Source organism: Robbsia betulipollinis, from assembly GCF_026624755.1.
GTDB classification, from domain to species: Bacteria; Pseudomonadota; Gammaproteobacteria; order Burkholderiales; family Burkholderiaceae; genus Robbsia; species Robbsia betulipollinis.
This window is the reverse complement of sequence record NZ_JAPMXC010000005.1, coordinates 148,295-170,092: the sequence shown is the minus strand read 5'-3', so window position 1 is coordinate 170,092 and position 21,798 is coordinate 148,295. Positions and strand designations below refer to the sequence as shown.

The window sequence follows — 21,798 nt, the reverse complement described above, 5'->3', positions numbered from 1 at the left end:
TGGAAGACACCACTATGGCAACCACCACGTCGCCCGACGGCGAATTGCTGACGCTGGGCGTCTACGCCGAACGAGCCTACCTGGACTACGCGGTCTCGGTGGTCAAGGGGCGCGCGCTGCCGGACGTCTGCGACGGGCAGAAACCGGTGCAGCGTCGCATCCTCTATTCGATGAGCGAGATGGGCCTCGCCTCGGACGCGAAGCCGGTGAAATCCGCGCGCGTCGTCGGCGACGTGCTCGGCAAGTTCCATCCGCACGGCGACCAGTCGGCGTACGACGCGCTGGTACGGCTCGCGCAAAGCTTTTCGATGCGCTATCCGCTGATCGACGGGCAGGGCAACTTCGGCTCGCGCGACGGCGACGGCGCGGCGGCGATGCGCTACACCGAGGCGCGACTGACGCCGATCGCGCGCCTGCTTCTCGATGAAATCGACATGGATACCGTCGATTTCATGCCGAACTACGACGGTTCCTTCGAGGAACCGCGCCTGTTGCCAGGGCGTCTGCCCTTCGTGCTGCTCAACGGCGCGTCCGGCATCGCGGTGGGTCTGGCGACCGAGATTCCGTCGCACAATCTGCGCGAAACCGCAGCGGCGGCCATCGCGCTGATCCGCAATCCGGCTGCTTCGTTGTCGGACCTGCTGGCGTTGATGCCGGGGCCGGATTTCCCGGGCGGCGGGCAGATCATCTCGAGCCCGGCGGAAATTGCCGCCGCGTACGAGGGGGGGCGCGGCTCGCTGAAGGTGCGCGCGCGCTGGAAGATCGAGGAGCTGGCGCGGGGACAGTGGAATCTCGTGGTCACCGAGCTGCCGCCGAACACGTCGGGGCAGAAGGTGCTCGAGGAGATCGAGGATCTCACCAATCCGAAGATCAAGCTCGGCAAGAAGGCGCTGACGCCGGACCAGTTGCAGGGCAAGCAGACCATCCTGGGCATCCTGGACGCCGTGCGCGACGAGTCGGGCAAGGAAGCGGCGGTGCGCCTGGTGTTCGAGCCGAAGTCGAGCCGCATCGACCAGACCGAATTCGTCAATACCCTGCTCGCGCACACCAGCATGGAGTCGAACGCACCGCTCAATCTGGTGATGGTCGGCGCCGACGGCCGGCCGCGGCAGAAAGCGTTGACCGACATCCTGCGCGAGTGGATCGCGTTTCGCCACCAGACCCTGACGCGGCGCACGCGGCACCGGCTGGACAAGGCGAACGATCGAATCCATATCCTCGAAGGGCGCCTGATCGTTTTCCTGAATATCGACGAGGTGATCCGCATCATCCGCGAATCGGACGAACCGAAGGCGGCATTGATCGAGGCGTTTCAGCTGTCGGAGCGTCAGGCGGACGACATTCTCGAGATCCGCCTGCGGCAACTCGCGCGCCTGGAGTCGATCAAGCTCGAGAGGGAATTGAGCGAATTGCGCGACGAGCGCAGGAAGCTCGAGGACCTGCTGGGCAGCGAGGCGGCGATGAAGCGCCTGATGATCCGCGAGATCGAGGCCGACGCGAAGCAGTTCGGCGACGAGCGGCGCACGCTGATCCAGCACGAGAAGCGCGCGCTGGCCGAGGCGCGCGTCGCCGACGAGCCGGTGACGCTGATCGTTTCCACGCGCGGCTGGGCGCGTACGCAGAAGGGCCATGGCATCGACACCGCGCACCTGAGCTTCAAGTCCGGCGACAGCCTGTACGGCGCGTTCGAGTGCCGCACGACCGACATGCTGATCGCCTGGGGCAGCAACGGCCGCGTCTATTCGACGCCGGTCGCGGGCTTGCCCGGCGGGCGCGGCGACGGCGTGCCGGTTACGTCGTTGATCGATCTCGAGGCGGGCAGTCATCTGCTGCATTACTACGCGGCGGGCCCGGAGCGCGCGCTGTTGCTGTCGACCAGCGGCGGTTTCGGCTTCATTGCCCGAATAAGCGATTTGGTCAGCCGCAACCGCACCGGCAAGGCTTTCATGACGATCGATGGCAACGCACAGCCGCTGATGCCAACCCCGGTGCTCGACGGCGCGACGCAGATCGCCTGCCTGGCGAGCGATGGCCGCCTGCTGGTTTTCGGGATCGACGAGATCAAGACCATGACCGGCGGCGGACGAGGTGTCGGGCTGATCGCGCTGGACGAAGGCCAATCGCTGCTGCATTGCGTGACCATCACCGCGGCGGGAGTCGTATTGGTCGGCGAGCGCAGCGGCAAGCCCGACACGGTTACGCTCGCGCGGACCGCGCTCGAGCCGCATCTGGGCAAGCGCGTGCGCCGCGGACGCACGCCGGCGACCCGTCTGAAAACGACCAGCCTGCGTCCCGTATTAAACTGATTGCAGCATTTGACCGGCACAATGCGAGCGTCTGCTGTCGACGCCCGCGGTGCGCCACCCCGATCACGGTGTTCCATTGAAGGTTCTTTTATGAATCACGCGGTCGATATCGCGCTGTTTGTCCATGTGCTGAGCATGACCGTCTGGGTCGGCGGCATGTTTTTCGCCCACTTCTGCCTGCGCCCCGCGATGAGCGACCTGTCACCGCAATTGCGGCTGCCGCTTTGGGAGGGCGTGCTCGGGCGCTTCTTCGTCTGGGTGGCGGTTGCGATCCTGCTGATCCTGCTCTCGGGCGGCTTCCTGATGTCGCGCTTCGGCGGCGCGCAGGCACCCTGGCCGATTCATGCGATGACCGGTCTCGGTGTCGTCATGATGCTGATTTTCGGGCATATCCGCTTTGGTCTGTATCCGCGCCTGCGGCGGGCGGTGCAGGGACAGAAATGGCCGGAAGGCGCGAAGGCGATCGGCGGCATTCGCCGTCTCGTGACGGTGAACCTCGTGCTGGGCATCGTGACGATCGCCCTCGGCGTGCTGGGCCGCGGCTGATCGCACGACGGCGGCTGCGCGGGGCGAACCGTCGATGCGCGAGAGGCGCCCGGTGTCCCGGGGCCGAGCGGGCGTGTACCGGCTTCGGCGGTGCTCAGCGCAATTGCAGTGACGGCAGGTCGCCGGCTGCATCGGCCGGTTTGAGCGGCTCGCGGGGCGCCGCGGTGTGGACAAGGGCGGGCAATGCGCGAGCCGACAGGCCGACCTGCGCGAGGATCGCGCTCGCATCCAGGGCGCTCAACGGGCGCGAGAACAGGAAACCCTGCACGTCGAGCGCCCCCAGGCGCGACAGCCAGGCCGCCTGCTCGTCGTTCTCGACCCCTTCGACCACCACGGCGAGCCCGAGCGAGACGGCAAGGCCGACGATCGCCGAGATCATCGAGCAGACGCTGCGATCGGCCGGGATCGCGTGTACGAACGAGCGGTCGATCTTCAGGGTGTCGACCGGAAACTGATGCAGGTAGGACAGCGACGAGTAGCCGGTACCGAAGTCGTCCAGCGCGATGCGCACGCCCAGCGCCTTCAGGGCCGTGATCTTCTCCGAGACCAGTTCCGGATGCTCGATCATCGCGGTCTCGGTGATTTCCAGTTCGAGTTGCGACGGCGGCACGCCGTGCTTGGCGATCGCGCGGCGCACGGTGTCCACCAGGTCACCCCGCCAGAATTGCACCGACGACACATTGACCGCCAGCGACAGCGCCGCGTAACCCTGTGCGCGCCACAGCGCGAGCTGCGCGCAGGCGGTATCGAGCGCGAAATCGCCGAGCGGCAAGATCAGGCCGGTGGATTCGGCGATCGGAATGAAGTCGCCGGCCAGGATCAGCCCCTGCTCGGGGTGCCGCCAGCGCAGCAGCGTCTCGAAGCCGCGTACGCGCCGGTCGGCGAGATCGAAGATCGGCTGATACTCGACGAAGAACTGCTTTTGCGCCAGCGCCACCCGCAGCTGCTGCTCCCATTTCATCAGCCGGTCGGCACGCCGCGCCAGATGCGGCGAGTAGAACTGGAAACAGGCCTTGCCCGCCTCCTTGGCGCTGTACATCGCGAGATCGGCCTTCTTCAGCAGGTCCGCTTCGTTCTCGTCGGCGTCCATGTGCAGGGCGATGCCCACGCTCGCGTTCAGCACGAAGGGAATGCCGCGCACGTTGAAGGGCGGTTGCAGGGCTTCGGCGATCGCCTCGGCGAGACGCGTGGCCTCGTCCTGCACGGACGGCCCCTTGAGGGCGATCAGGAACGCGTCGCCGCCGCTGCGCGCGAGGATGAAGACATCGCTCGACAGGCGCGCCGCGATGTCGCTCAGACGGCCCGCGGTCTTGATCAGTACCTGGTCGCCCGCCGCGTGCCCGAGTGAATCGTTGACGGTCTTGAAGTTGTCGAGCCCGACCATCAGCAAGGCGATCTGGCCGACGTTCTCCGGCACGCCCACCTGACCGCGCAGCAGCCGCAGACTCTGATAGCGGTTGGGCAGGCCGGTGAGGATGTCGGTTTCGGCGAGAATCGTCATCTCGCGCTCGCGGCGCATCAGCTTGCCGATCAGCAGCATCGCGGTCAGGAGAAAGCCGATGATCGCCACCGACATGAAGCCGGTCATCAGCAGATAGACATTGCGCGTGTGGCGGTAGGCGGCCAGTTCGTCGCGCACCGACAAGCCGGTCATGATGCCCAGCGGATAACCCTGGATATGCCGGTAGGACACGATGCGCAGGACATTGTCGAGCGGATCCTTGATGACGCCCGAGAGCTGCATGCGCGGGGGATAGCGCCCGCTCGCCGAGAAACGCTGCTTCGGGTCGGGACTGCCGGTGCGGCGCGCGAGCACCGTGCCGTCGTCGCTGATGACGGCGATGACGCCGTTTTCGCCCAGGGCCGCGGTGTTGTAGAAATCGGTGGTGAAGTAGCGCGGGTCGACCGACACGACGACGACGCCGGCGAAATGACCGTCCCGGTCGTTCAGCCGTCGCGTGAACTGCAGCGACCACTGCATCGAGATACGCCCCAGGATGGGCTTGCTGATGTATAGCGTGTCCGTATCGTGCGTGACGTGATACTTGAAGTGCTCGCGATCGGACAGGTCGACCGGCACCGAGTGCACGTCGTTCGGCAGGCGCTCTCCCGTGGAGTGTCGCAACTGACCGTCGGGGCCGATGACCGACACCTGCAGCAGGACGTCGCTTTGTACGAGACCCTTGCGCACGGCGTTTTCCAGGTCGAAATCGGCCGGTGCCTTCTCGAATTCGAATTTGGTGAAACGGGTGATCTGGTCGATCTGGTGGATCGCCTTGACGGTGTGCTGCTCCAGCGCCGACGACAGGATCGCGGCGGAGTTGGCCGAATCCTCGAAACCGGACGTGCGCTCGGCCGACAGCCGGGTGCCGATGACGCCCCACAAGACCATCAGCAGTACGAGACCCAGCACCGGAATGGCGAGCAGGGTGCGTTTCTTGGTCGAAAAAGCGGGGCCACGGCCGAGCGCGCGCGGAGGGCCGTCGCCCGGCGGCAATAACTGGGTCATATCGAATACAAGGCGGTTGCCGGTGCAGGGCGTGGGCACGGAGAGCCGACCGCTCTCCACCAGGGTCAGGTGCCGTTCGGGCGCATTGACGAAGCGTACGTAAGACATCGACGCATCGGGACCTCAAGATAGTACCCCAATGCGGAAAATTTTAGGAGGTGTGGACGAGCCGCCACGGTCGTCGAGAGCGCGGGATTGCGCGCAGCGGCGTGGCATGTCTCGGGCGCGGCGCGCCGGACGAGAGCGGCACGCCTTCCGGAAAATCGAAAAAAAGCTTTTTATTCAACGTGAAAGCGCAGGAAACAAGGGTGTCTCCCGGGCGCTGGCGGGCGGGTGCCAGCCCCCGTTTGGCGCTGATCGTGAGACGTTTTCCTAGCGGTAATAAATACTCAATTTGTCAGCAATTCAGCGATCATTTCGATTTCGACGCACACGCCGAAAGGCAATTGGGCGACGCCGAACGCGGAACGCGCGTGCTTGCCCTGCTCGCCGAACACCTCGACCATCAGTTCGGATGCGCCATTGGTCACCAGGTGCTGCTCGGTGAATGTCGCGTCCGAATGCACGAGGCTGACCAGCTTCACGACCCGCGCGACGCGGCCCAGGTCGCCCGTATGCGCGTGAAGCGTGGCGATGAGGTCGATCGCCACGCTGCGCGCCGCCGCGCGTCCTTCCTCGGTCGTGAGGGTGTCGCCCAGCCGGCCGACCCAGGGTTGCCCCGCCTTGCGGGCGATGTGTCCGGAGAGATGGACGACGTTGCCGGTTTGCGCGGCCATGACATAGGCCGCGGCGGGCGCGCCGGCGACCGGCAGGGTGATGCCGGCGGCGGCGAGCCGGTCATAGACGGAAGATTGCGACATCGGGGTGCTCCTTGAAAGAAGTGAGTGCAGCGAGGTTCAGCGCGGCCAGTCGGCGATCAGGCGGGCGAGAATGTCGACGCCGGCATTGATGCGCGCTGGCGATACCGTCGAGAAACAGAGCCGCAGCGTATGCTTCCCGGGATCGTTCGCGTAGAACGGTTCGCCCGGGACGAACGCCACATTTTGCGCCACGCTGGCCGAGAGCAGCGCCATCGAATCGATATGGGCGGGCAGCGTGAGCCAGACGAACATGCCGCCCTCGGGTGTGTTCCAGGTGACGCCCGGCGGCATCGCGCGCGTGAGCGCGGCGAGCATGGCGGCGCACTGCTCCCTGTAGAGCGCCCGCACCGTCGGCACGTGCTGCTCCAGGAAACCGTCCTTGATCGCCTCGTAGACGATGCGCTGCGTCAGGATCGGCGTGTGCAGATCCGTCGCCTGCTTGGCCTGCACCAGCTTGAAATGCAGTTCTTCCGGTGCGATCACATAGCCCACGCGCAGGCCCGGGGCGAGGACCTTCGAAAAGCTGCCGAAGTACACGATATGCTCGGGCGCGAGCGACAACAGCGTGGGCAAGGGCTCGCCGCGATAATCGAGCGCGCCGTAGGGGTCGTCCTCGATGACCGGGAAACGTCCCTGACGGGCGATCTCGGCCAGTGCCTGGCGGCGCTCGAGCGGCAGGCGGCGCGCGGTCGGATTCTGGAAATTCGGCTGCGTGTACAGCAGGCGGGCGCCATCGGTGAGCGACGCGGTCAGCGAGGCCGGAATCAGGCCTTGATCGTCCGATGGCACGGACGCATAGGCGGGCTCGTACATCGAGAACGATTGCAGCGCCCCCAGGTAGGTGGGCGTTTCGACCAGCACGCGGCTGTCCGGGTCGATCAGAACCTTGCCGATCAGGTCCAGCGCCTGCTGCGAACCGGTGGTAACCAGCACCTGCGTGGCGCGGATCGTCACGCCGCCGCTCGAATGGCGCGCGGCGATCCATTCGCGCAGGGGCATGTAGCCCTCGGTGGGGGCGTACTGCAACGCGGCGACGGGGTCGTTCGCGAATACGCGGTCGGTGGCGGCGCGCATCGCCGCGATCGGAAAGGTTTCCGGAGAGGGCAGGCCGCCGGCGAACGAAATGATCTCGGGACGTTCGGTGACTTTCAGGATCTCGCGGATCGCGGAACTCGTCAGCTTGCGGGCGCGCTGCGACAGCTGCCAGGTGGGTTGCGGTGCGTCATTCATGTTCATGGTCTCGTCCGGTAATGCTTCCAGGGCGCGCACCCCGTGCGCGGCTAGCCTGCTTCTGTCTGCTTCGTCTGCGCTTCCGCCGGGGTCATTTCAGCGTCCTGACGCCGGCGGGCGTGTCGAATTCGGCGAACAGGCTGGGTTCCACCAGCGTCGGCTCGACCGTCAACAGCGTATCGAGCCCGAGCCACCGGAGGTGCTCTCCGATCAGTTCGGGCGCGGGGTGAAAACCGTGCAGCGCCTTGAGGGCGATGCCGGTCTCGGGAAGCGATGCGGCGGGGTGGTGCGCATCGTCCCATTGCATCAGGGTGGGCAGCAGCCCGTCGCCGGCGCCGCGCCAGGCCGGAAATCCGCCGCCGGGTTCGAGCGCGGCGCTGGCCGAGCGTGCGCCGTGGCGGATCGTGCGCACCGGCGGGATGCGGCGTGGATACTGGGCGGCCCAGCGCTCGAGATGGCGCGGGCGCTCGACGCGCGCGACCCAATGCGCGAGAAACGGGCCATGGGCGGCGCGCAGGCGAATCGCGGTATGGTCCAGCCCGTGCCAGCGCGGCGCCTGCACCGGGGGCGTTTCGCTATCGGCGGCCACCACTTCCAGATACAGGCCTTGCCACAGCGCGAGGCGCGCGCTGTGGCTGCCCATCTCGGAGGCCGCTGCCACGATCGTGGGCGCGGCATGCAGGGCGTCGGCGACGTAGTCGATGCCTTCGGCAAGCGTACGGGCGATCACGATCAGGTGGTCGGGTTGGATCAGGCGGATGGTCATGCGAGGCAGCGTCGAGAGTCAGGCGGTGAGGCGGTGTGATGCAACGCGGCGCGCACGGAATGAACGCGCCCGCCCGGCAGTCTGCCGCGTCATGCGCCGGGATTCAAGCGCTGTGTGGTATTTCGATGCCACATCCGGACGTGGCGTCGCAGGTGCCGCGCCGATGCCCGGACCAGGGCCGTCAGGCGAGGGCGGGAGTCCTGCCGTTCCTGGAGGATGTCCAGACAGGTGTCGGCGCTGTCCGCGCCCAGCCAGACGCCGCGCCCCGCGGCGACGTCGAGACTGTCGCCCGCTGCCAGCCAGTGATCGGCGCTCTCGCCCTCGATCGTGACCCAGAGGTGTCCCTGCCCAAGGACGAATGTGGTTCGGGAACGCGTCTCGAACAGCGCGCACTGACGCGCGTCGAGCTGGTAATGCTGGATCTGTCGCATGAAGGTCTCCGGCGAGGGCTGCCGACGGCCCGTTGACGCCGGCCCGAGCGGACAAGAAGGTATGGCGAAAATCATAACGGCCAATGCCGTTACAGTAACGGTACACTTTTTGAGATAATCTGCGATACAGTTCGCCATGCGCGGCGCGCACCCGCACCGTACGAAGCGTTTTTTTGGATGAGATCATGTCGAGCCTGCTTGAAAATATCCCCGCGCCGGTCGGCTCGGACCAGCTGACGCTGGTGGAACAGCTGGTCCAGTGGGCGCGGCGGCGCATCGACGAACGGGTATTTCGTCCGGGCCTGCGGATGCCGTCGATCCGGCGGCTCGCGCTCGACAAGGGCATCTCCCGCTTCACCGTGGTCGAGTCGTATGAGCGGCTGGTGGCGCTGGGCTATCTCGAAGCGCGGCGCGGCTCGGGTTTCTATGTCCGGGAACGGACCGCCGCGGGCACGCCTGGCGCGTCGTCCCATGCGTCGCGCGGCGGGCGCGAAGGCGGCGCGTTACGCCCGCCGCCGCCCAGCATCGACGTGCCCTGGCTGCTGAACAACATGATGCACACCACCGCCTCGGACAAGGGGCCCGGGCTGGGCTTCCTGCCGGGCCGCTGGCTCGATGGCGACCTGCTGTCCAACGCGCTCAAGGCGTTGGGCCGGCTGGGGGGACAAACGCTGTTGCGCCACGGCACGCCGCAGGGGTTTCTGCCGCTGCGCCAGCAACTGCAGGTGCGGCTGGCGGAACTCGAAATCGGCGCGCGCCCGGAGCAGATCGTCCTGACCTCGGGCGTCACCCAGGCGATCGACCTGATTTCCCGGCTGTATGTACAGCCGGGCGACGCGGTGCTGGTGGGCGATCCGGCCTGGTTCCAGATGTTCGGACGTTTCGCCGCGCAGGGCGCGCGGCTGCTGGGGGTGCCCTATACCCCGGAGGGCCCCGACCTGGACGCGCTCGAATCGCTCGCCGAAACCTGGCGGCCGAAACTCCTTTTGTTGAATTCCCTGCTGCACAATCCCACCAGCACGTCGTTGAGCGCGGCGCAGGCGCATCGCGTGCTGCAACTTGCCGAACGCTACGATTTCATGGTGGTCGAAGACGACATTTTTGGCGATCTGCTGCCGGCGACGGTGCCGGGGACGCGCCTCGCCAGCCTGGACCAGTTGCGGCGGGTCATTTATCTGAGCAGTTTCTCGAAGACGCTCGCGCCGAATCTACGGGTGGGCTATATCGCCTGCGACGCGGCGCTGGCCGGAACCCTGGCCGACCAGAAAATGCTGGCCGGAATGACCAGTCCCGAAACCGGCGAGCGAATCGTCTACCGGATCCTGACCGAAGGCCATTACCGGCGTCACGTGGAACATCTGCGCGTGCGTCTGGACGAGGTCCGGGGCGTCACGGCGCGGGCGCTCGTGCAGGCCGGGCTGACGCTGTTCAATGAACCGCAGGCCGGCCTGTTTCTCTGGGCCGACGCGCATGTGGACAGCAGCGCGCTGACGACGGCCGGGTATGAGCGCGGCTATCTGCTCGCGCCAGGCGCGCTGTTTTCGCCCTATCAGACGCCTTCCACGTGGATGCGCTTCAACACCGCCAACTGCGGAGACCCCGACTTCCTCGCCTTTCTTGCGGCGTACATACAGCAGCATGGGGCGTGACGCGTCGCCTTGGTGCCCACGCCTGGTGCCCGACGCCTGGTGCCCGACGCCTTGAAAACCACAGGATGCGTCCCCATGTGCGCGGAATCAGGGGGTTCGCACGCCGGGCCGCCCATCTCCCTAACGACCGATATTTCAGGAACGAGCATGGCGCAAGAAACAATGAGTTTTCAGACGGAAGTGAAGCAACTTCTGCAACTGATGATCCATTCGCTGTACAGCAACAAGGAGATCTTCCTGCGCGAACTGGTATCCAATGCGTCGGACGCGGCGGACAAGTTGCGCTTCGAGGCGATCGCCGACGGCTCGCTGCTGGAGAACGACCCCGACCTGCGCATCCGCGTCACGCATGACGCCGCCGCCCGCACGATCACCATCGACGACAACGGTATCGGCATGAGCCGCGACGAGGCGATCGCCAATCTCGGCACGATCGCGAAGTCGGGCACGCGCGATTTCTTCGACCGGCTGTCGGGCGACCAGCAGAAGGACGCGGCGCTGATCGGCCAGTTCGGCGTGGGCTTCTATTCGGGCTTCATCGTCGCCGACCGCATCACCGTCGAGACGCGCCGCGCCGGCAAGCCGGCCGCCGAGGGCGTGCGCTGGGAAAGCGCGGGCGACGGCGAGTTCGCGATCGAGACGATCGAGCGCGCGCAGCGCGGCACCACCATCACGCTGCATCTGCGCGCCGACGAAGACGAACTGCTGTCGTCGTGGAAGCTGAAGTCGCTGATCCAGAAATACTCCGACCACATCGCGCTGCCGATCCTTATGCAGAAGGAAGAATGGGACGCGGAAAAAAGCGAGATGGTCGTGAAGGACGAATTCGAAACGGTCAACCAGGCGAGCGCGCTCTGGACCCGTTCGAAGAACGACATCGACGCCGAGCAGTACACGAGCTTCTACAAGCATCTGGCGCATACGCAGGACGACCCGCTGGCCTGGACGCACAACCGCGTCGAAGGGCGGACCGAGTACACCCAGCTGCTTTACCTGCCGTCGAAGGCGCCGTTCGACCTGTGGGACCGCAGCCAGCGCGGCGGCCTGAAATTGTATGTGAAGCGCGTGTTCATCATGGACGACGCCGAGCAGCTGCTGCCGTCCTATCTGCGTTTCATCCGCGGCGTGGTCGACTCCAGCGATCTGCCGCTGAACGTGTCGCGCGAGATCCTGCAGGAAAGCCGCGACGTGCGCGCGATTCGCGACGGCGTGACCAAGCGCGTGCTGTCGATGCTCGAGGAGCTGGCCGAGAACGAAGCGGACAAATACGCGACGTTCTGGGGCGAGTTCGGTCAGGTGCTGAAGGAAGGCATCGGCGAGGACAACGCGAACCGGGAGCGGCTTGCGAAGCTGGTGCGTTTCTCCAGCACGCACGACGATAGCGACGCGCAAAAGGTGTCGCTCGCGGAGTACGTCGGCCGCATGAAGGAATCGCAGACGAAGATCTATTACGTCAGCGCCGACAGCTGGCGCGCCGCGCGCAACAGTCCGCATCTCGAGGTCTTCCGCAAGAAGGGCATCGAGGTGCTGTTGCTGACGGATCGTGTGGACGAATGGATGCTGTCCTTCCTGACCGAGTTCGAAGGCAAGCCGATCGCCAGCGTCGCGCGGGGCGATCTCGATCTGGTGCCGGACGAAGCCGAGAAGGAAGTGCAGGAGCAGGTGGGCGACGCGCTGAAGCCGCTGGTCGAAAAGGCGAAGGAGGTGCTCAAGGACAAGGCCAAGGATGTGCGGCTGACGTTCCGTTTGACGGATTCGCCGTCGTGCCTGGTGGCCGACGACGGCGCGATGAGCGGCTATCTGCAGCGCATGTTGAAGGCGGCGGGGCAGAATGCCCCGGCGGCACAGCCGATCCTCGAGATCAATCCCGAGCATCCGCTGGTCAAGCAGTTGAGCGCCGATACGCCGCATATCGACGACTGGTGCCATCTGCTGTTCGACCAGGCATTGCTGGCCGAGGGCGGCAGCCTGGAAGATCCGAACGCCTATGTCCGACGGGCGAACAGCCTGTTGCTGGCTGCCGCCGGCAAGTGAGGGACGTCGTGCCGCCCGTGGGCATGACATTGTCCGCGCGTGGCGCGTCGCGTCATGCCGGGCGCCGGGCGACACGGCAGCGGCCGACGCGTGGCGATGCACTCGGTGCGGCGGGTGCCGCCGGGGCCTTCGCCATGCCGGCGGGCCGCGCGCGCTGGCGCGTGCGGCCCGGGCCGTTGCTCGACCCGGACCAGAAAGACTGGGTGAGCCGGGGCGGCTCGCTGACCGCGCATCTCGCCCAACTGGGCCCGGTCAGCGTGCGGGTCGTGCGCGAAACCATCGCCGCGGCCTGGCCGGATGAAAGCGCCTGCCTGCGATCCATCGATACAGGCGCCGGCATGCACGACCGCGCACCGCATGCGCTACGCGTGTGGACGCGCGAAGTCCTGCTCAGTGTCGGCGACGTGCCCTGCGTCGCCGCCCACAGCGTCACGCCGGTGGCGCATAGCCATGGCGTCTGGAAATCGATGCGGATGCTGCGTACGCGCCCCCTGGCCGACCTTCTGTATCACGATCGCGCCGTGCGGCGTTCGGCGCTCGTTTCGCGCCGGCTCGCCGCGCGGCGCGCGTATTCGCGCATGGATCCGCTCGCGGGTTTGCCTCCGACCGCGGACCGGGGCCGGGCGGAGGCGGGGGACCGGTCGCCCCGTCGTTACCCGGTCGTCGCGCGCCGTTCGCTGTTCGAGCGTCGCGGCGCGCCGCTGTTGATCACCGAATGCTTTCTTCCGGATCTATGGCCCCTGCTCGCAAACCGACGCCTGGCCTACTGAATGCGTCGGGCAAGACGGGTATCGGCGCTGCCGCGCTCGCGGGCTTTGCGCCCGTGCTCGACGCGCGGACCCGCACCCTGATCCTCGGCAGTTTCCCCGGTGTCGCGTCGCTGGGCGCGGCGCAGTATTACGCGCATCCACGCAATCAATTCTGGCGTTTGATCGGGACCGTGCTGAACGAGGACCTGGTGTCGCTTGCGTATCCCGAACGGCTGAACTGCCTGCTGTCCCACGGCATCGGGCTATGGGACGTGCTGGCGGCATGCCATCGCGATGGCAGCCTCGATGCCGCGATCCGCCATGCCCGGCCGAACGACTTCGCGAGCCTGCGCGCGCAGGCCCCGCAACTCGCGACGCTGGGCTTCAATGGCAAGACGGCCGGCCGGTTCGCACCGCTGTTGGCCGCAGCGGGCTATCGCACGCTCGTATTGCCGTCGTCGAGTCCGGCCAACGCGATGCTGTCGTTCGAGCAAAAGCTGGCGGCGTGGCGGGCATTGCCGCTCGGCTAGCGTCGGTGCCCATCGCACAAAGCCGGGCAAGCGGGTGCCGTCTTGCTTGCGCCCGGTGAGTGCTATGCTTTCGTTCGATCGGAAACCCGGCGCCTGGCGCGCCATAGCAGGATGGGAAACGTATGAGCAAGCTTATCAAGCGCGCCTCTGCCGAGGCGCGCGCATTCGGCCGGGGCATCCGCCGGGCGGCACCCGCCGCCGTATCCGACGACGAGGACGCGGGGGACGGGGCGGATACGCAAGCGGACACCGGTCCGACTTACGCCAAGCGCACGCAGCGCGAGGCGAAGCGCGAGATGCCGGCGGCGCTCGCGCAGGCCGACCGGCAAGTCCGCGCGCGCCAGCCGCGCTTCGCGCCGGTGACGTTTTCGGAACTGGCCGGCGTGCGCTATCTGCATTTCGGCACGGAGTGGGTGCAGGGGGCGATGCGCCTGCGCAAGCCCTTCGAGCTCGAACTCGAATACGCCGAGCAGATGATGGCCTGGCTGCTGTTTCTCAACGCGCCCGCGCGGGTCACGCAGCTCGGCCTGGGTGCGGCGGCGCTGACCAAATGGTGCTATCGCGAATTGCCGGAAAGCCGTGTCGAGGCGGTCGAGCTGAACCCGTCGGTGGTCATCGCCGCGCGCAGCATGTTCGCGCTGCCCGACGACGATGCCCGTCTCGCGGTGATCGAGGCGGATGCCTGGGACTATGTGAACGACGCACGGCAGCACGGTCAGGTCGGTGTGCTCCAGGTCGATCTCTACGACGCGACCGCGCGCGGTCCGATGCTCGACAGCGTGGCGTTCTACCGTGCCTGCCGCGCGACGCTTGCCGCCCCCGGCATGCTGACCGTCAACCTGTTCGGCGACCACCCGAGCTTCGAGCGCAATATGCGACACCTGAAGGCCGCGTTCGACGGCCGCGTGGTCGCGCTGCCGGAAGTGCACGAAGGCAACCGGATCGCCCTGGCGTTCAGCGGGCCGCCGCTCGATTTCGCCTGGTCCGACCTGCAGGTGCGCGCCGCGCATGTCGGCAAGCGCTACCGCTTGCCGGCGGGCCGCTGGATCACGGCGCTCAAGGCGGTCAGCCCCGCGGGCGAGCGCTTCGTCATCTAGCGGGCGTCGCCGGTCGGCGGTCGGCGATCGGCGGCGGTCGGCACTGCCATTCGCGGGCCCTGTATCGCCACGGCAACGCAATCACGCGGATCTTGACAAAGCCGCGCCAGGCAGCACGCTTGCCGCTTGACCGCGCTTCCCCCGCTCTTATACCCTTGCAGGCTTTGCTTCCTCCACCGGTCATCTCAGAAAACAATCGCCGGGGAGGGTGGACTGACTTGGGAGACCGCCATGGCACGCTCGGACGCACCCCACGCGAAGGCAAAGCATTGGCTTTGGCTCTTGCTGGTGCCGTATATCGCCCTGATGTGGGTGCCGTTTTACAATAGCATCGAACCCCTGCTGTGGGGCTTTCCCTATTTCTATTGGTATCAGTTGCTGTGGGTCGTGATCAGTTCCGCGATCACCGCGCTGGTGTATTTCAAGACCCGCCCGTACTACCGTGGCCGGCGTCAGGGCGGAGGCGCACAATGAATGCGACCGCCACCACCGTTTTCATCCTCTTTTTCGTCGGCGTCACCGTCATCGGTTTTCTCGCGGCGAACTGGCGGCGCGGGGATCTCGCGCTGCTCGACGAGTGGGGCCTGGGCGGACGACGCTTCGGCACGCTGATCACCTGGTTCCTGCTCGGCGGCGATCTCTACACCGCCTATACCTTCGTCGCGGTACCGGCCCTGGTGTTCGGGGCGGGCGCGACCGGCTTCTTCGCGATCCCGTACTCGGTCCTGATCTACCCGTTCGCCTTCGTGGTCTTCCCGAAGCTATGGATGGTAGCCAAGAAGCATGGCTACATCACCGCGGCGGATTTCGTCCACGCGCGCTTCGGCAGCCGTTCGCTGGCGCTTGCCGTCGCCTTCACGGGCATCGTCGCGACCATGCCCTATATCGCGCTGCAACTCGTCGGCATCGAAGTCGTGATCGGCGGCCTGGGCCTGGAAACCAAGGGCTGGCTGGGCGAACTGCCGTTGCTGATCGCCTTTCTGATCCTGGCGGCCTACACCTACACCAGCGGCCTGCGCGCCCCGGCGATGATCGCGGTGGTCAAGGATGTCCTGATCTATGTGACGATCGCCGCGGCGATGATCGTGATTCCTGCGCAACTGGGGGGCTTCGGGCATATCTTCAGCACGATTCCGGTGCAGAAGCTGCTGATGAAGGCGCCGGACGCCGGCAGCCTGAACGGCTATAGCGCGTATGCGACCCTGATGATCGGTTCGGCGGTTGCGGTGTTCCTGTATCCGCACTCCGTGACGGCCTTGCTGAGCGCCTCGTCGGGCGGGGCGATCCGGCGCAACATGGCGTTGCTGCCGGCCTATTCGATCGTGCTGGGGATGCTGGGTTTGCTCGGCTACATGGCACTGGCCTCGGGCGTCAAGGACATGCCGGAGTTCGTTCCGTACTTCAAGGTCTATGGCCCGAACTTCGCGGTGCCGGCGCTGTTCCTGCATTTCTTCCCGTCGTGGTTCGTCGGTGTGGCGTTCGCGGCGATCGGCATCGGCGCACTGGTGCCCGCGGCGATCATGTCGATCGCCGCGGCGAACCTGTACACGCGCAATATCCACCGCGTGTACTTCAACCGGAACATGTCGGGCAAGAAGGAAACCGACGTGGCGAAGTTCGTCTCGCTGCTGGTGAAGCTGGGGGCGGTGGCCTTCATCGTGTTCCTGCCGCTGCAGTTCGCGATCCAGTTGCAGTTGCTGGGCGGCATCTGGATCATCCAGACCCTGCCGGCGATCGCGCTCGGCCTGTTCACGCGCTTCCTCGACTACCGCGGCCTGCTGGCGGGCTGGCTCGCGGGCATCGTCACGGGGACGTCGATGGCCGGGTCGATGCATTTCAAGTCGTCGGTGTTCGTTCTGCATGTCGGCGACATGGCGGTGCCGGGCTACGCCGCGGTATGGGCGCTGCTGGTCAATCTGGCCGTGTCCGTCGCGGTCAGCATGGTGGTACGGGGGATGAACCTGAAGGGGCCGGAAGACCGCACGCGGCCGGAAGACTATCTGGACATGGCCGGGCATTGAGCGCGGGGTGGCTCTGACCGGGTCACGTTGACCGGGTCACGTTGACCGCGTCACGCTGACCGGGTCACGCTGACCGGGTCACGCTGACCGGGTCACGCTGACCGGGTCACGCTGACCGGGTCACGCTGACCGGGTCACGCTGACCGCGTCGCCTGCCGGCCCGGGCGCTGCGGCCGCATCGCCCGCGACGCCCGTCGCATCCTACTTCTGCAGTTCGAGAATGAGCTTCTCGAGCTTGAGCGCATCGGCGGCGAACTGACGGATGCCTTCGGCGAGCTTCTCGGTGGCCATCGCTTCGTCGTTGAGCTGGAAGCGGAACGCGGATTCGTCGATGCTGACGCGCTCGATCGATTCCTTCGTCGACGCCTGCGCATCGAGCTTGCGCGTGACGGGCTCGTCGGACTCGCTCAGCTTCTTCAGCAGGTCGGGGCTGATCGTCAGCAGATCGCAGCCGGCCAGTTCGGTGATCTGCGAGACCGTGCGAAAGCTCGCGCCCATCACCTCGGTCGGGTAACCGAACTTCTTGTAATACGAATAGATCCGCTTCACCGACGTGACGCCCGGATCATTCGCGCCGCCATCGCGCGCCTCGTCCCAATCCGCGCCCGCGCTCTTCTTGTACCAGTCGTAGATCCGGCCGACGAAGGGGGAGATCAGCTTGGCCTTCGCTTCGGCGCACGCGACGGCCTGCGGCAGCGAGAACAGCAGCGTCATGTTGCAGTCGATGCCTTCGCTTTGCAGCTTCTCCGCCGCACGGATGCCTTCCCATGTCGACGCGATCTTGATCAGCACCCGCTTCGGATCGACGCCATAGCCCTTGTAGATTTCGATCAGGCTGTGCGCCTTGTCGATGGTCGCCGCGGTATCGAAGGACAGGCGCGCGTCGACCTCGGTGGACACGCGGCCCGGGATGATCTTCAGGATTTCCTGGCCGAACGCGATGATCAGTTCGTCGATGATCTTGCCCATCGGCTGGCCCTTGTGATCCTGTACCGTCTTCTCGAGCAGCGGCCGGTAGTCGTCCTTCTGCACCGACTTGAGGATCAGCGACGGGTTCGTGGTGGCGTCCTGGGGCTTGTATTCCTCGAGCAGACGGAAGTCTCCGCTGTCGGCGACGACGGTGGTGTATTGCTTGAGCTGGTCTAACGATGTCATGATCGGGCCTCCTTGGCCGGTACGCGGCCGTGCCATCGCACATGCCATGGCGCGGCGTCATTTCCTGTCGATTTCCTTCCCATTGTAGACCGCATTCGGCCGTGCCATCGCCGGCCCGTCCGCATGGCAGGCGCAGCGAATAAGACGCTTTCGAGTCGCTTGGGTCAAGTGGACTCGGGTGCGGTGGAAGGTTACAATACCTCGGCTTTTTCGGCCTGTCCCCCTCATGCCCAGGTTGCGATATATGAAAAAATCCGTCATGGCGGTTGCGCTGACGCTGGCCGCGCTCGCCGCATCCGGCGCCCGTGCCGATCCGGTCGGCAACCCGGAGGCGGCGAAGTACAAGGTGGCGATGTGCATCGGCTGTCACGGTATCGAGGATTATCGGACCGCCTTCCCCGAGGTTTACCATGTGCCCAAGCTGGGTGGTCAGAACGCGGGATACATCGCCAGCGCCCTGCGCGAATACCGCCTCGGCAACCGCCATTACGCGACGATGCACGCGATCGCCGTTTCGCTGAGCGACCAGGACATCGCCGACATCGCCGCCTACTATGCGGCGCAGACGCCGACCAGCAAGGACAATGCCGTCAAATGACGGCGTCCCCGGTCCGATGGGCCGGACCGACGGGACAGGAGAATTCATGAAAAAGTTTCACGCGGCGCTCGTGGTACTGGTCGCGTCCGGCGCGGGCCTGGCGGCGCAAGCGGCGTTCGCCGCGGACATCGAGGCGGGGCGCGCGCTGGTCGAGGCGACCAACTGCGCCGCCTGTCACGGTGCGCGTCTGAACAACCCCGTCAGCGACGCCTACCCGAAGCTGGCCGGCCAGCACGCCGACTATACCTATTACGCGCTCAGGCAGTACCAGATGGGCAATGCAAATCCGGCGATCGGTCGCGACAATGCGATCATGCGCGCGCAGGTGCAGGGCATGTCGGAATCGGACCTGCGCAATATGGCCGCGTACATTGCGTCGCTGTCCGGCGACCTGACCGTACGCAAGTAGGGCGGCGCCGCGCCGATCGTCAACCGTGCGTGGCGCGCCGCTGGATGCGCTCGATGTACGCGCTGGAATCGAGAGGCGCGCCGCTGCGTTGCGCCTCCCAGAGCGTTTCTCCCAGGCAATCCATGATCTGATGCTGCGCCGCGTGCGACGATCCCAGGCGCGCCGCCAGGCGCTCGTGCGCCAGACGGATGCCGGGCGGCTGATCGATCGAGACCTGCTCGCTGATCGCGAGGTGCATCGACAGATGCAGGAACGGGTTGCTCTGGCCCTGCTCGGGCGTGTAGTCGCGATCGGCCGCTTCGTCGGCATCGTCCAGCGCGTCCCGGTATTCCGGATGCTCGACGATCCAGTCGGCGGCGATGGTTTCGAGCGGCGTGAGAATCTCCCTGGCGCGCTGCTTGCGCGCGATCGCGCAAAAGAACTGGCGGACTTCTTCTCGGCTGGGATTGAACATGGGCGGGCGGGGTACGCGATGAACGGGGCGGTCGGAGGCGAAAGGATCCGTTTCAGGAATCGATTGTACGCTTCGTGCCGCCGCGCCGTGCTGGCGCCCCGCGTGTAGCGGTGGTGGCGCCGGCCGGGGCGCCGACGGCGATTTTCACGCCGGCTTTGCGGGCGGCCTTGCCAGCGGGTTTGACGACATTGGCCACCTTGACCGTCTTTTCGTGGCGGGCGTCGTCACCGGGGGCGGGTGTCTTGTCCCGGAATTCGCATAGCGGCTCGATCGCGCAGTGCCAGCACTCCGGCCGGCGCGCCTTGCAGACATAACGCCCGTGCAGCAGCAGCCAGTGGTGGGCATCGTGCAAAAATTCGTCGGGCGTGACCCTGACGAGCGTTTCCTCAACGACGCGCACATCCTTGCCGGGAGCCAGTCCGGTGCGATTGGCGACCCGGAAGATATGGGTGTCGACGGCAATCAGCGGCTCGCCGAACGCCGTGTTCAGGATGACGTTGGCGGTTTTGCGGCCGACGCCGGGCAGTGCCTCGAGCGCCTCGCGCCGTGGCGGCACCTCGCCGCCGTGGTGTTCGATCAGCGCCCGGCAGGTCGCGATCACGTTCCGGGCCTTGGTGCGATACAGACCGATGGTCTTGATGTAGTCGGTGACGCCGGCCTCGCCCAGCGCCAACACCGCCGCCGGCGTGTTCGCCACCGGAAACATCCTGGCCATCGCCTTGTTGACCGAGACGTCGGTGGCCTGTGCCGACAGGAGCACCGCGATCAGCAATTCGAACGGCGTGGTGTAGACCAGTTCGGTCGTAGGGTGCGGATCGAGTTCCCGCAATGTTTCGTAGAGCGCCTGGCGCTTGTCTGCATTCATCGGGAGTCGCTCGATGGAGTATCCGCCAGGCGGCGCAGACGCGCGCGCTCGACGGCGGCCTGGATGATGGCCTGTTTGCGCGCCTGTGCCGCTTGGGCCTGCGCGTCGGCATCCCGGGCGCCCGCGTCCCGTGCCGCCGTGTCCTGCGCACCGGCGCCAGGCGGTGCGCCGTGCGCCACCGCGTTCGCCGCTGCGGCCTGCGCCATGCGTTCGGCCGCACGCTGGCGTGCCGCTTCCTGTTCGGCTGCCTGGCGCGCCAGGTGACGGTCGTGATGCGTGCGCGCCGCGTCCGCCTGCGCCTGGGTCCATGCCTGCCAGCCGGTGGCGTCGCCGGTTGCCGGCACCATGGCGATGCAATCGACCGGGCAGGGCGCCACGCACAGGTCGCAGCCGGTGCATTGCGCGGCGATCACCGTGTGCATCAGTTTCGCGGCGCCGGCGATCGCGTCGACCGGACAGGCCTGCAGGCAAAGGGTGCAGCCGATGCATAGCGACTCGTCGATGATCGCCAGCGGTCGCGGACGTTCCGCGCCGTTGGCGGGATTCAGCGGCAGCGAGGGCCGGCCGAGGAGGTGCGCCAGACGTGTCACGCCCTCCTGCCCGCCCGGCGGGCATTGATTGATCTGCGCGGTGCCCTCGGCGATCGCGCGCGCATACGGCGCACAGCCGGCGAAGCCGCACTTGGTGCATTGGGTCTGCGGCAACAGATTTTCGATCTGTTGCGCGAGTAACGTTATCACGGGGTGTTTTCCTGGACTTGCCGTCTTCTGGCCGTCATTATCCGGCATTTCCGCGATTCGGTCGTCCCCCGGGAGCGGCGTGCGATAATCGCCGGACGATCGATACCCCCAACCGGGGAGGGGACACGGCGATGAGACAGCCAGCAAAAAACAAACGGGATCCCGAAGGAACGCGCCGCCGCATTCTCGACGCCGCGACGACGGAGTTTCATCTCGGAGGTCTGGCCGGCGCGCGCGTCGACGGCATCGCGCGCCGCGCGTCGACGAACGAGAGAATGCTGTACTACTACTTCGGCAGCAAGGAGCAATTGTTCGTCGCGGTGCTCGAGAAAACGTACGATGCCTTTGTCTCGGCGCAGTCGGCACTGAGGCTGGACGACATGCCGCCCGTTCCGGCGCTGACGACTTTTGCCCAGTTCGTTTGGGACTACTATCGTTCTCATCCGGAGGTCGTTCGCCTCATCAACAACGAAAACCTGCACCGGGCGCGTTATCTGCGCCAGTCGCGCATCCGGCAATGCATGGCACCCGTGCTGTCGGTGCTGGTGGGCATTCTTGAAAAAGGAATGCGGGCCGGCGTTTTCCGTCCCGATATCGATCCGTTGCGCTGCTATGTCTCGATTTCCGCGCTGGGTTATTACGCGGTGTCGAACCGATACACGCTCGCCGAGACGATCGGACGCGATTTCTCGGATCCGGAAGAGCAGACACTGCTCGTTCGTCAGCATACCGACATGCTGCTGGCATATGTACGCGGCGATGGCGCGTGCGCGTCGGCCTGACGCCGATCGCGCGACCCAGCCGGCCGTGGAACCGCCGCGGACTTGCCGCGTGCCCCCGGCCACGGGC

At 66.2% G+C, this 21,798-nt stretch carries 20 protein-coding genes and 1 pseudogene; 12 read left to right on the top strand and 9 right to left on the bottom strand.

Annotated elements, in window-relative coordinates:
* The first annotated feature begins 14 nt into the window (after positions 1-14).
* Positions 15-2,306 carry a DNA topoisomerase IV subunit A gene (gene parC / locus OVY01_RS15565; RefSeq protein ID WP_267848488.1) on the top strand — a complete coding sequence of 764 codons (2,292 nt, stop codon included), beginning with the start codon at positions 15-17 and terminating at the stop codon, positions 2,304-2,306.
* Positions 2,307-2,396: 90 nt separating this feature from the next.
* Complete coding sequence (locus OVY01_RS15560) at positions 2,397-2,852, top strand: CopD family protein (RefSeq protein WP_267848487.1); 456 nt, start codon at positions 2,397-2,399, stop codon at positions 2,850-2,852.
* A 94-nt stretch (positions 2,853-2,946) separates the two neighbouring features.
* Here the strand turns inward: OVY01_RS15560 and OVY01_RS15555 are convergent, their stop codons facing one another.
* From OVY01_RS15555 to OVY01_RS15535, 5 genes are all read right to left on the bottom strand, one after another.
* Positions 2,947-5,361 carry a bifunctional diguanylate cyclase/phosphodiesterase gene (locus OVY01_RS15555; RefSeq protein WP_432422264.1) on the bottom strand — a complete coding sequence of 805 codons (2,415 nt, stop codon included), beginning with the start codon at positions 5,359-5,361 and terminating at the stop codon, positions 2,947-2,949.
* A 389-nt stretch (positions 5,362-5,750) separates the two neighbouring features.
* Positions 5,751-6,221 (bottom strand): RidA family protein, encoded by a 471-nt coding sequence (locus OVY01_RS15550; protein WP_267848485.1) that lies wholly within the window; start codon positions 6,219-6,221, stop codon positions 5,751-5,753.
* Between the two features lie 36 nt (positions 6,222-6,257).
* On the bottom strand, positions 6,258-7,457 hold the full coding sequence (locus OVY01_RS15545) for an aminotransferase-like domain-containing protein (RefSeq protein WP_267848484.1): 1,200 nt from the start codon (positions 7,455-7,457) through the stop codon (positions 6,258-6,260).
* Positions 7,458-7,542: 85 nt separating this feature from the next.
* Entirely contained in the window at positions 7,543-8,217 is a 675-nt protein-coding gene (locus tag OVY01_RS15540) for a VOC family protein (protein ID WP_267848483.1), read from the bottom strand.
* 89 nt (positions 8,218-8,306) lie between these two features.
* The gene (locus tag OVY01_RS15535) at positions 8,307-8,648 is read right to left on the bottom strand and encodes a DUF2917 domain-containing protein (RefSeq protein ID WP_267848482.1); all 342 of its coding nucleotides are present in this window, start codon (positions 8,646-8,648) and stop codon (positions 8,307-8,309) included.
* A gap of 185 nt (positions 8,649-8,833) precedes the next feature.
* Between OVY01_RS15535 and OVY01_RS15530 the strand changes: the two genes are divergently transcribed.
* From OVY01_RS15530 to mctP, 7 genes are all read left to right on the top strand, one after another.
* Positions 8,834-10,297 carry an aminotransferase-like domain-containing protein gene (locus OVY01_RS15530; RefSeq protein WP_267848481.1) on the top strand — a complete coding sequence of 488 codons (1,464 nt, stop codon included), beginning with the start codon at positions 8,834-8,836 and terminating at the stop codon, positions 10,295-10,297.
* A gap of 147 nt (positions 10,298-10,444) precedes the next feature.
* Complete coding sequence (gene htpG, locus OVY01_RS15525; protein ID WP_267848480.1) at positions 10,445-12,331, top strand: molecular chaperone HtpG; 1,887 nt, start codon at positions 10,445-10,447, stop codon at positions 12,329-12,331.
* Positions 12,332-12,339: 8 nt separating this feature from the next.
* Complete coding sequence (locus OVY01_RS15520; protein WP_432422255.1) at positions 12,340-13,101, top strand: chorismate--pyruvate lyase family protein; 762 nt, start codon at positions 12,340-12,342, stop codon at positions 13,099-13,101.
* Positions 13,065-13,610, top strand: coding sequence for a DNA-deoxyinosine glycosylase (locus tag OVY01_RS15515; protein ID WP_267848479.1), 546 nt, complete (start codon positions 13,065-13,067; stop codon positions 13,608-13,610). The genes OVY01_RS15520 and OVY01_RS15515 overlap by 37 nt, the downstream gene beginning before the upstream one ends.
* Positions 13,611-13,732: 122 nt before the next feature.
* Entirely contained in the window at positions 13,733-14,707 is a 975-nt protein-coding gene (locus tag OVY01_RS15510) for a class I SAM-dependent methyltransferase (protein ID WP_267848478.1), read from the top strand.
* Between the two features lie 231 nt (positions 14,708-14,938).
* Positions 14,939-15,181 (top strand): DUF3311 domain-containing protein, encoded by a 243-nt coding sequence (locus OVY01_RS15505; protein WP_267848477.1) that lies wholly within the window; start codon positions 14,939-14,941, stop codon positions 15,179-15,181.
* Positions 15,178-16,728: a monocarboxylate uptake permease MctP gene (mctP, locus tag OVY01_RS15500; RefSeq protein WP_267848476.1), complete on the top strand. Its 1,551-nt coding sequence runs from the start codon at positions 15,178-15,180 to the stop codon at positions 16,726-16,728. The genes OVY01_RS15505 and mctP overlap by 4 nt, the downstream gene beginning before the upstream one ends.
* A 201-nt stretch (positions 16,729-16,929) precedes the next feature.
* Here mctP and tal read toward each other — a convergent pair whose 3' ends face one another.
* Entirely contained in the window at positions 16,930-17,886 is a 957-nt protein-coding gene (gene tal / locus OVY01_RS15495) for a transaldolase (protein ID WP_267848573.1), read from the bottom strand.
* A gap of 241 nt (positions 17,887-18,127) precedes the next feature.
* Between tal and OVY01_RS15490 the strand changes: the two genes are divergently transcribed.
* Together OVY01_RS15490 and OVY01_RS15485 are read left to right on the top strand one after the other, a co-directional pair.
* Complete coding sequence (locus tag OVY01_RS15490; RefSeq protein ID WP_267848475.1) at positions 18,128-18,481, top strand: c-type cytochrome; 354 nt, start codon at positions 18,128-18,130, stop codon at positions 18,479-18,481.
* A 46-nt stretch (positions 18,482-18,527) separates the two neighbouring features.
* On the top strand, positions 18,528-18,890 hold the full coding sequence (locus OVY01_RS15485; RefSeq protein ID WP_267848474.1) for a c-type cytochrome: 363 nt from the start codon (positions 18,528-18,530) through the stop codon (positions 18,888-18,890).
* 19 nt (positions 18,891-18,909) lie between these two features.
* Here OVY01_RS15485 and OVY01_RS15480 read toward each other — a convergent pair whose 3' ends face one another.
* The 3 genes and pseudogenes from OVY01_RS15480 to rsxB form a co-directional block, all read right to left on the bottom strand.
* Positions 18,910-19,344: a DUF1841 family protein gene (locus OVY01_RS15480; protein WP_267848473.1), complete on the bottom strand. Its 435-nt coding sequence runs from the start codon at positions 19,342-19,344 to the stop codon at positions 18,910-18,912.
* A 229-nt stretch (positions 19,345-19,573) separates the two neighbouring features.
* A pseudogene (nth, locus tag OVY01_RS15475) lies at positions 19,574-20,209 on the bottom strand (endonuclease III); the annotation flags it as partial.
* On the bottom strand, positions 20,206-20,997 hold the full coding sequence (gene rsxB, locus OVY01_RS15470) for an electron transport complex subunit RsxB (RefSeq protein WP_267848472.1): 792 nt from the start codon (positions 20,995-20,997) through the stop codon (positions 20,206-20,208). The gene rsxB and the pseudogene nth, both read right to left, overlap by 4 nt.
* 83 nt (positions 20,998-21,080) lie before the next feature.
* Between rsxB and OVY01_RS15465 the strand changes: the two genes are divergently transcribed.
* Complete coding sequence (locus tag OVY01_RS15465) at positions 21,081-21,731, top strand: TetR/AcrR family transcriptional regulator (RefSeq protein WP_267848471.1); 651 nt, start codon at positions 21,081-21,083, stop codon at positions 21,729-21,731.
* Positions 21,732-21,798 lie beyond the last annotated feature (67 nt).

What these genes read in the sequence shown, in the direction of transcription:
- mctP (WP_267848476.1), top strand. Translation starts at nt 15,178, where the DNA reads ATGAATGCGACCGCCACCACCGTTTTCATCCTCTTTTTCGTCGGCGTC.
- OVY01_RS15505 (WP_267848477.1), top strand. Translation starts at nt 14,939, where the DNA reads ATGGCACGCTCGGACGCACCCCACGCGAAGGCAAAGCATTGGCTTTGG.
- OVY01_RS15490 (WP_267848475.1), top strand. Translation starts at nt 18,128, where the DNA reads ATGAAAAAATCCGTCATGGCGGTTGCGCTGACGCTGGCCGCGCTCGCC.
- OVY01_RS15485 (WP_267848474.1), top strand. Translation starts at nt 18,528, where the DNA reads ATGAAAAAGTTTCACGCGGCGCTCGTGGTACTGGTCGCGTCCGGCGCG.
- OVY01_RS15560 (WP_267848487.1), top strand. Translation starts at nt 2,397, where the DNA reads ATGAATCACGCGGTCGATATCGCGCTGTTTGTCCATGTGCTGAGCATG.
- OVY01_RS15510 (WP_267848478.1), top strand. Translation starts at nt 13,733, where the DNA reads ATGAGCAAGCTTATCAAGCGCGCCTCTGCCGAGGCGCGCGCATTCGGC.
- OVY01_RS15465 (WP_267848471.1), top strand. Translation starts at nt 21,081, where the DNA reads ATGAGACAGCCAGCAAAAAACAAACGGGATCCCGAAGGAACGCGCCGC.
- OVY01_RS15545 (WP_267848484.1), bottom strand. Translation starts at nt 7,457, where the DNA reads ATGAACATGAATGACGCACCGCAACCCACCTGGCAGCTGTCGCAGCGC.
- OVY01_RS15535 (WP_267848482.1), bottom strand. Translation starts at nt 8,648, where the DNA reads ATGCGACAGATCCAGCATTACCAGCTCGACGCGCGTCAGTGCGCGCTG.
- OVY01_RS15550 (WP_267848485.1), bottom strand. Translation starts at nt 6,221, where the DNA reads ATGTCGCAATCTTCCGTCTATGACCGGCTCGCCGCCGCCGGCATCACC.
- rsxB (WP_267848472.1), bottom strand. Translation starts at nt 20,997, where the DNA reads ATGCCGGATAATGACGGCCAGAAGACGGCAAGTCCAGGAAAACACCCC.
- OVY01_RS15515 (WP_267848479.1), top strand. Translation starts at nt 13,065, where the DNA reads ATGGCCCCTGCTCGCAAACCGACGCCTGGCCTACTGAATGCGTCGGGC.
- parC (WP_267848488.1), top strand. Translation starts at nt 15, where the DNA reads ATGGCAACCACCACGTCGCCCGACGGCGAATTGCTGACGCTGGGCGTC.
- OVY01_RS15480 (WP_267848473.1), bottom strand. Translation starts at nt 19,344, where the DNA reads ATGTTCAATCCCAGCCGAGAAGAAGTCCGCCAGTTCTTTTGCGCGATC.
- OVY01_RS15540 (WP_267848483.1), bottom strand. Translation starts at nt 8,217, where the DNA reads ATGACCATCCGCCTGATCCAACCCGACCACCTGATCGTGATCGCCCGT.
- OVY01_RS15555 (WP_432422264.1), bottom strand. Translation starts at nt 5,361, where the DNA reads ATGACCCAGTTATTGCCGCCGGGCGACGGCCCTCCGCGCGCGCTCGGC.
- OVY01_RS15530 (WP_267848481.1), top strand. Translation starts at nt 8,834, where the DNA reads ATGTCGAGCCTGCTTGAAAATATCCCCGCGCCGGTCGGCTCGGACCAG.
- htpG (WP_267848480.1), top strand. Translation starts at nt 10,445, where the DNA reads ATGGCGCAAGAAACAATGAGTTTTCAGACGGAAGTGAAGCAACTTCTG.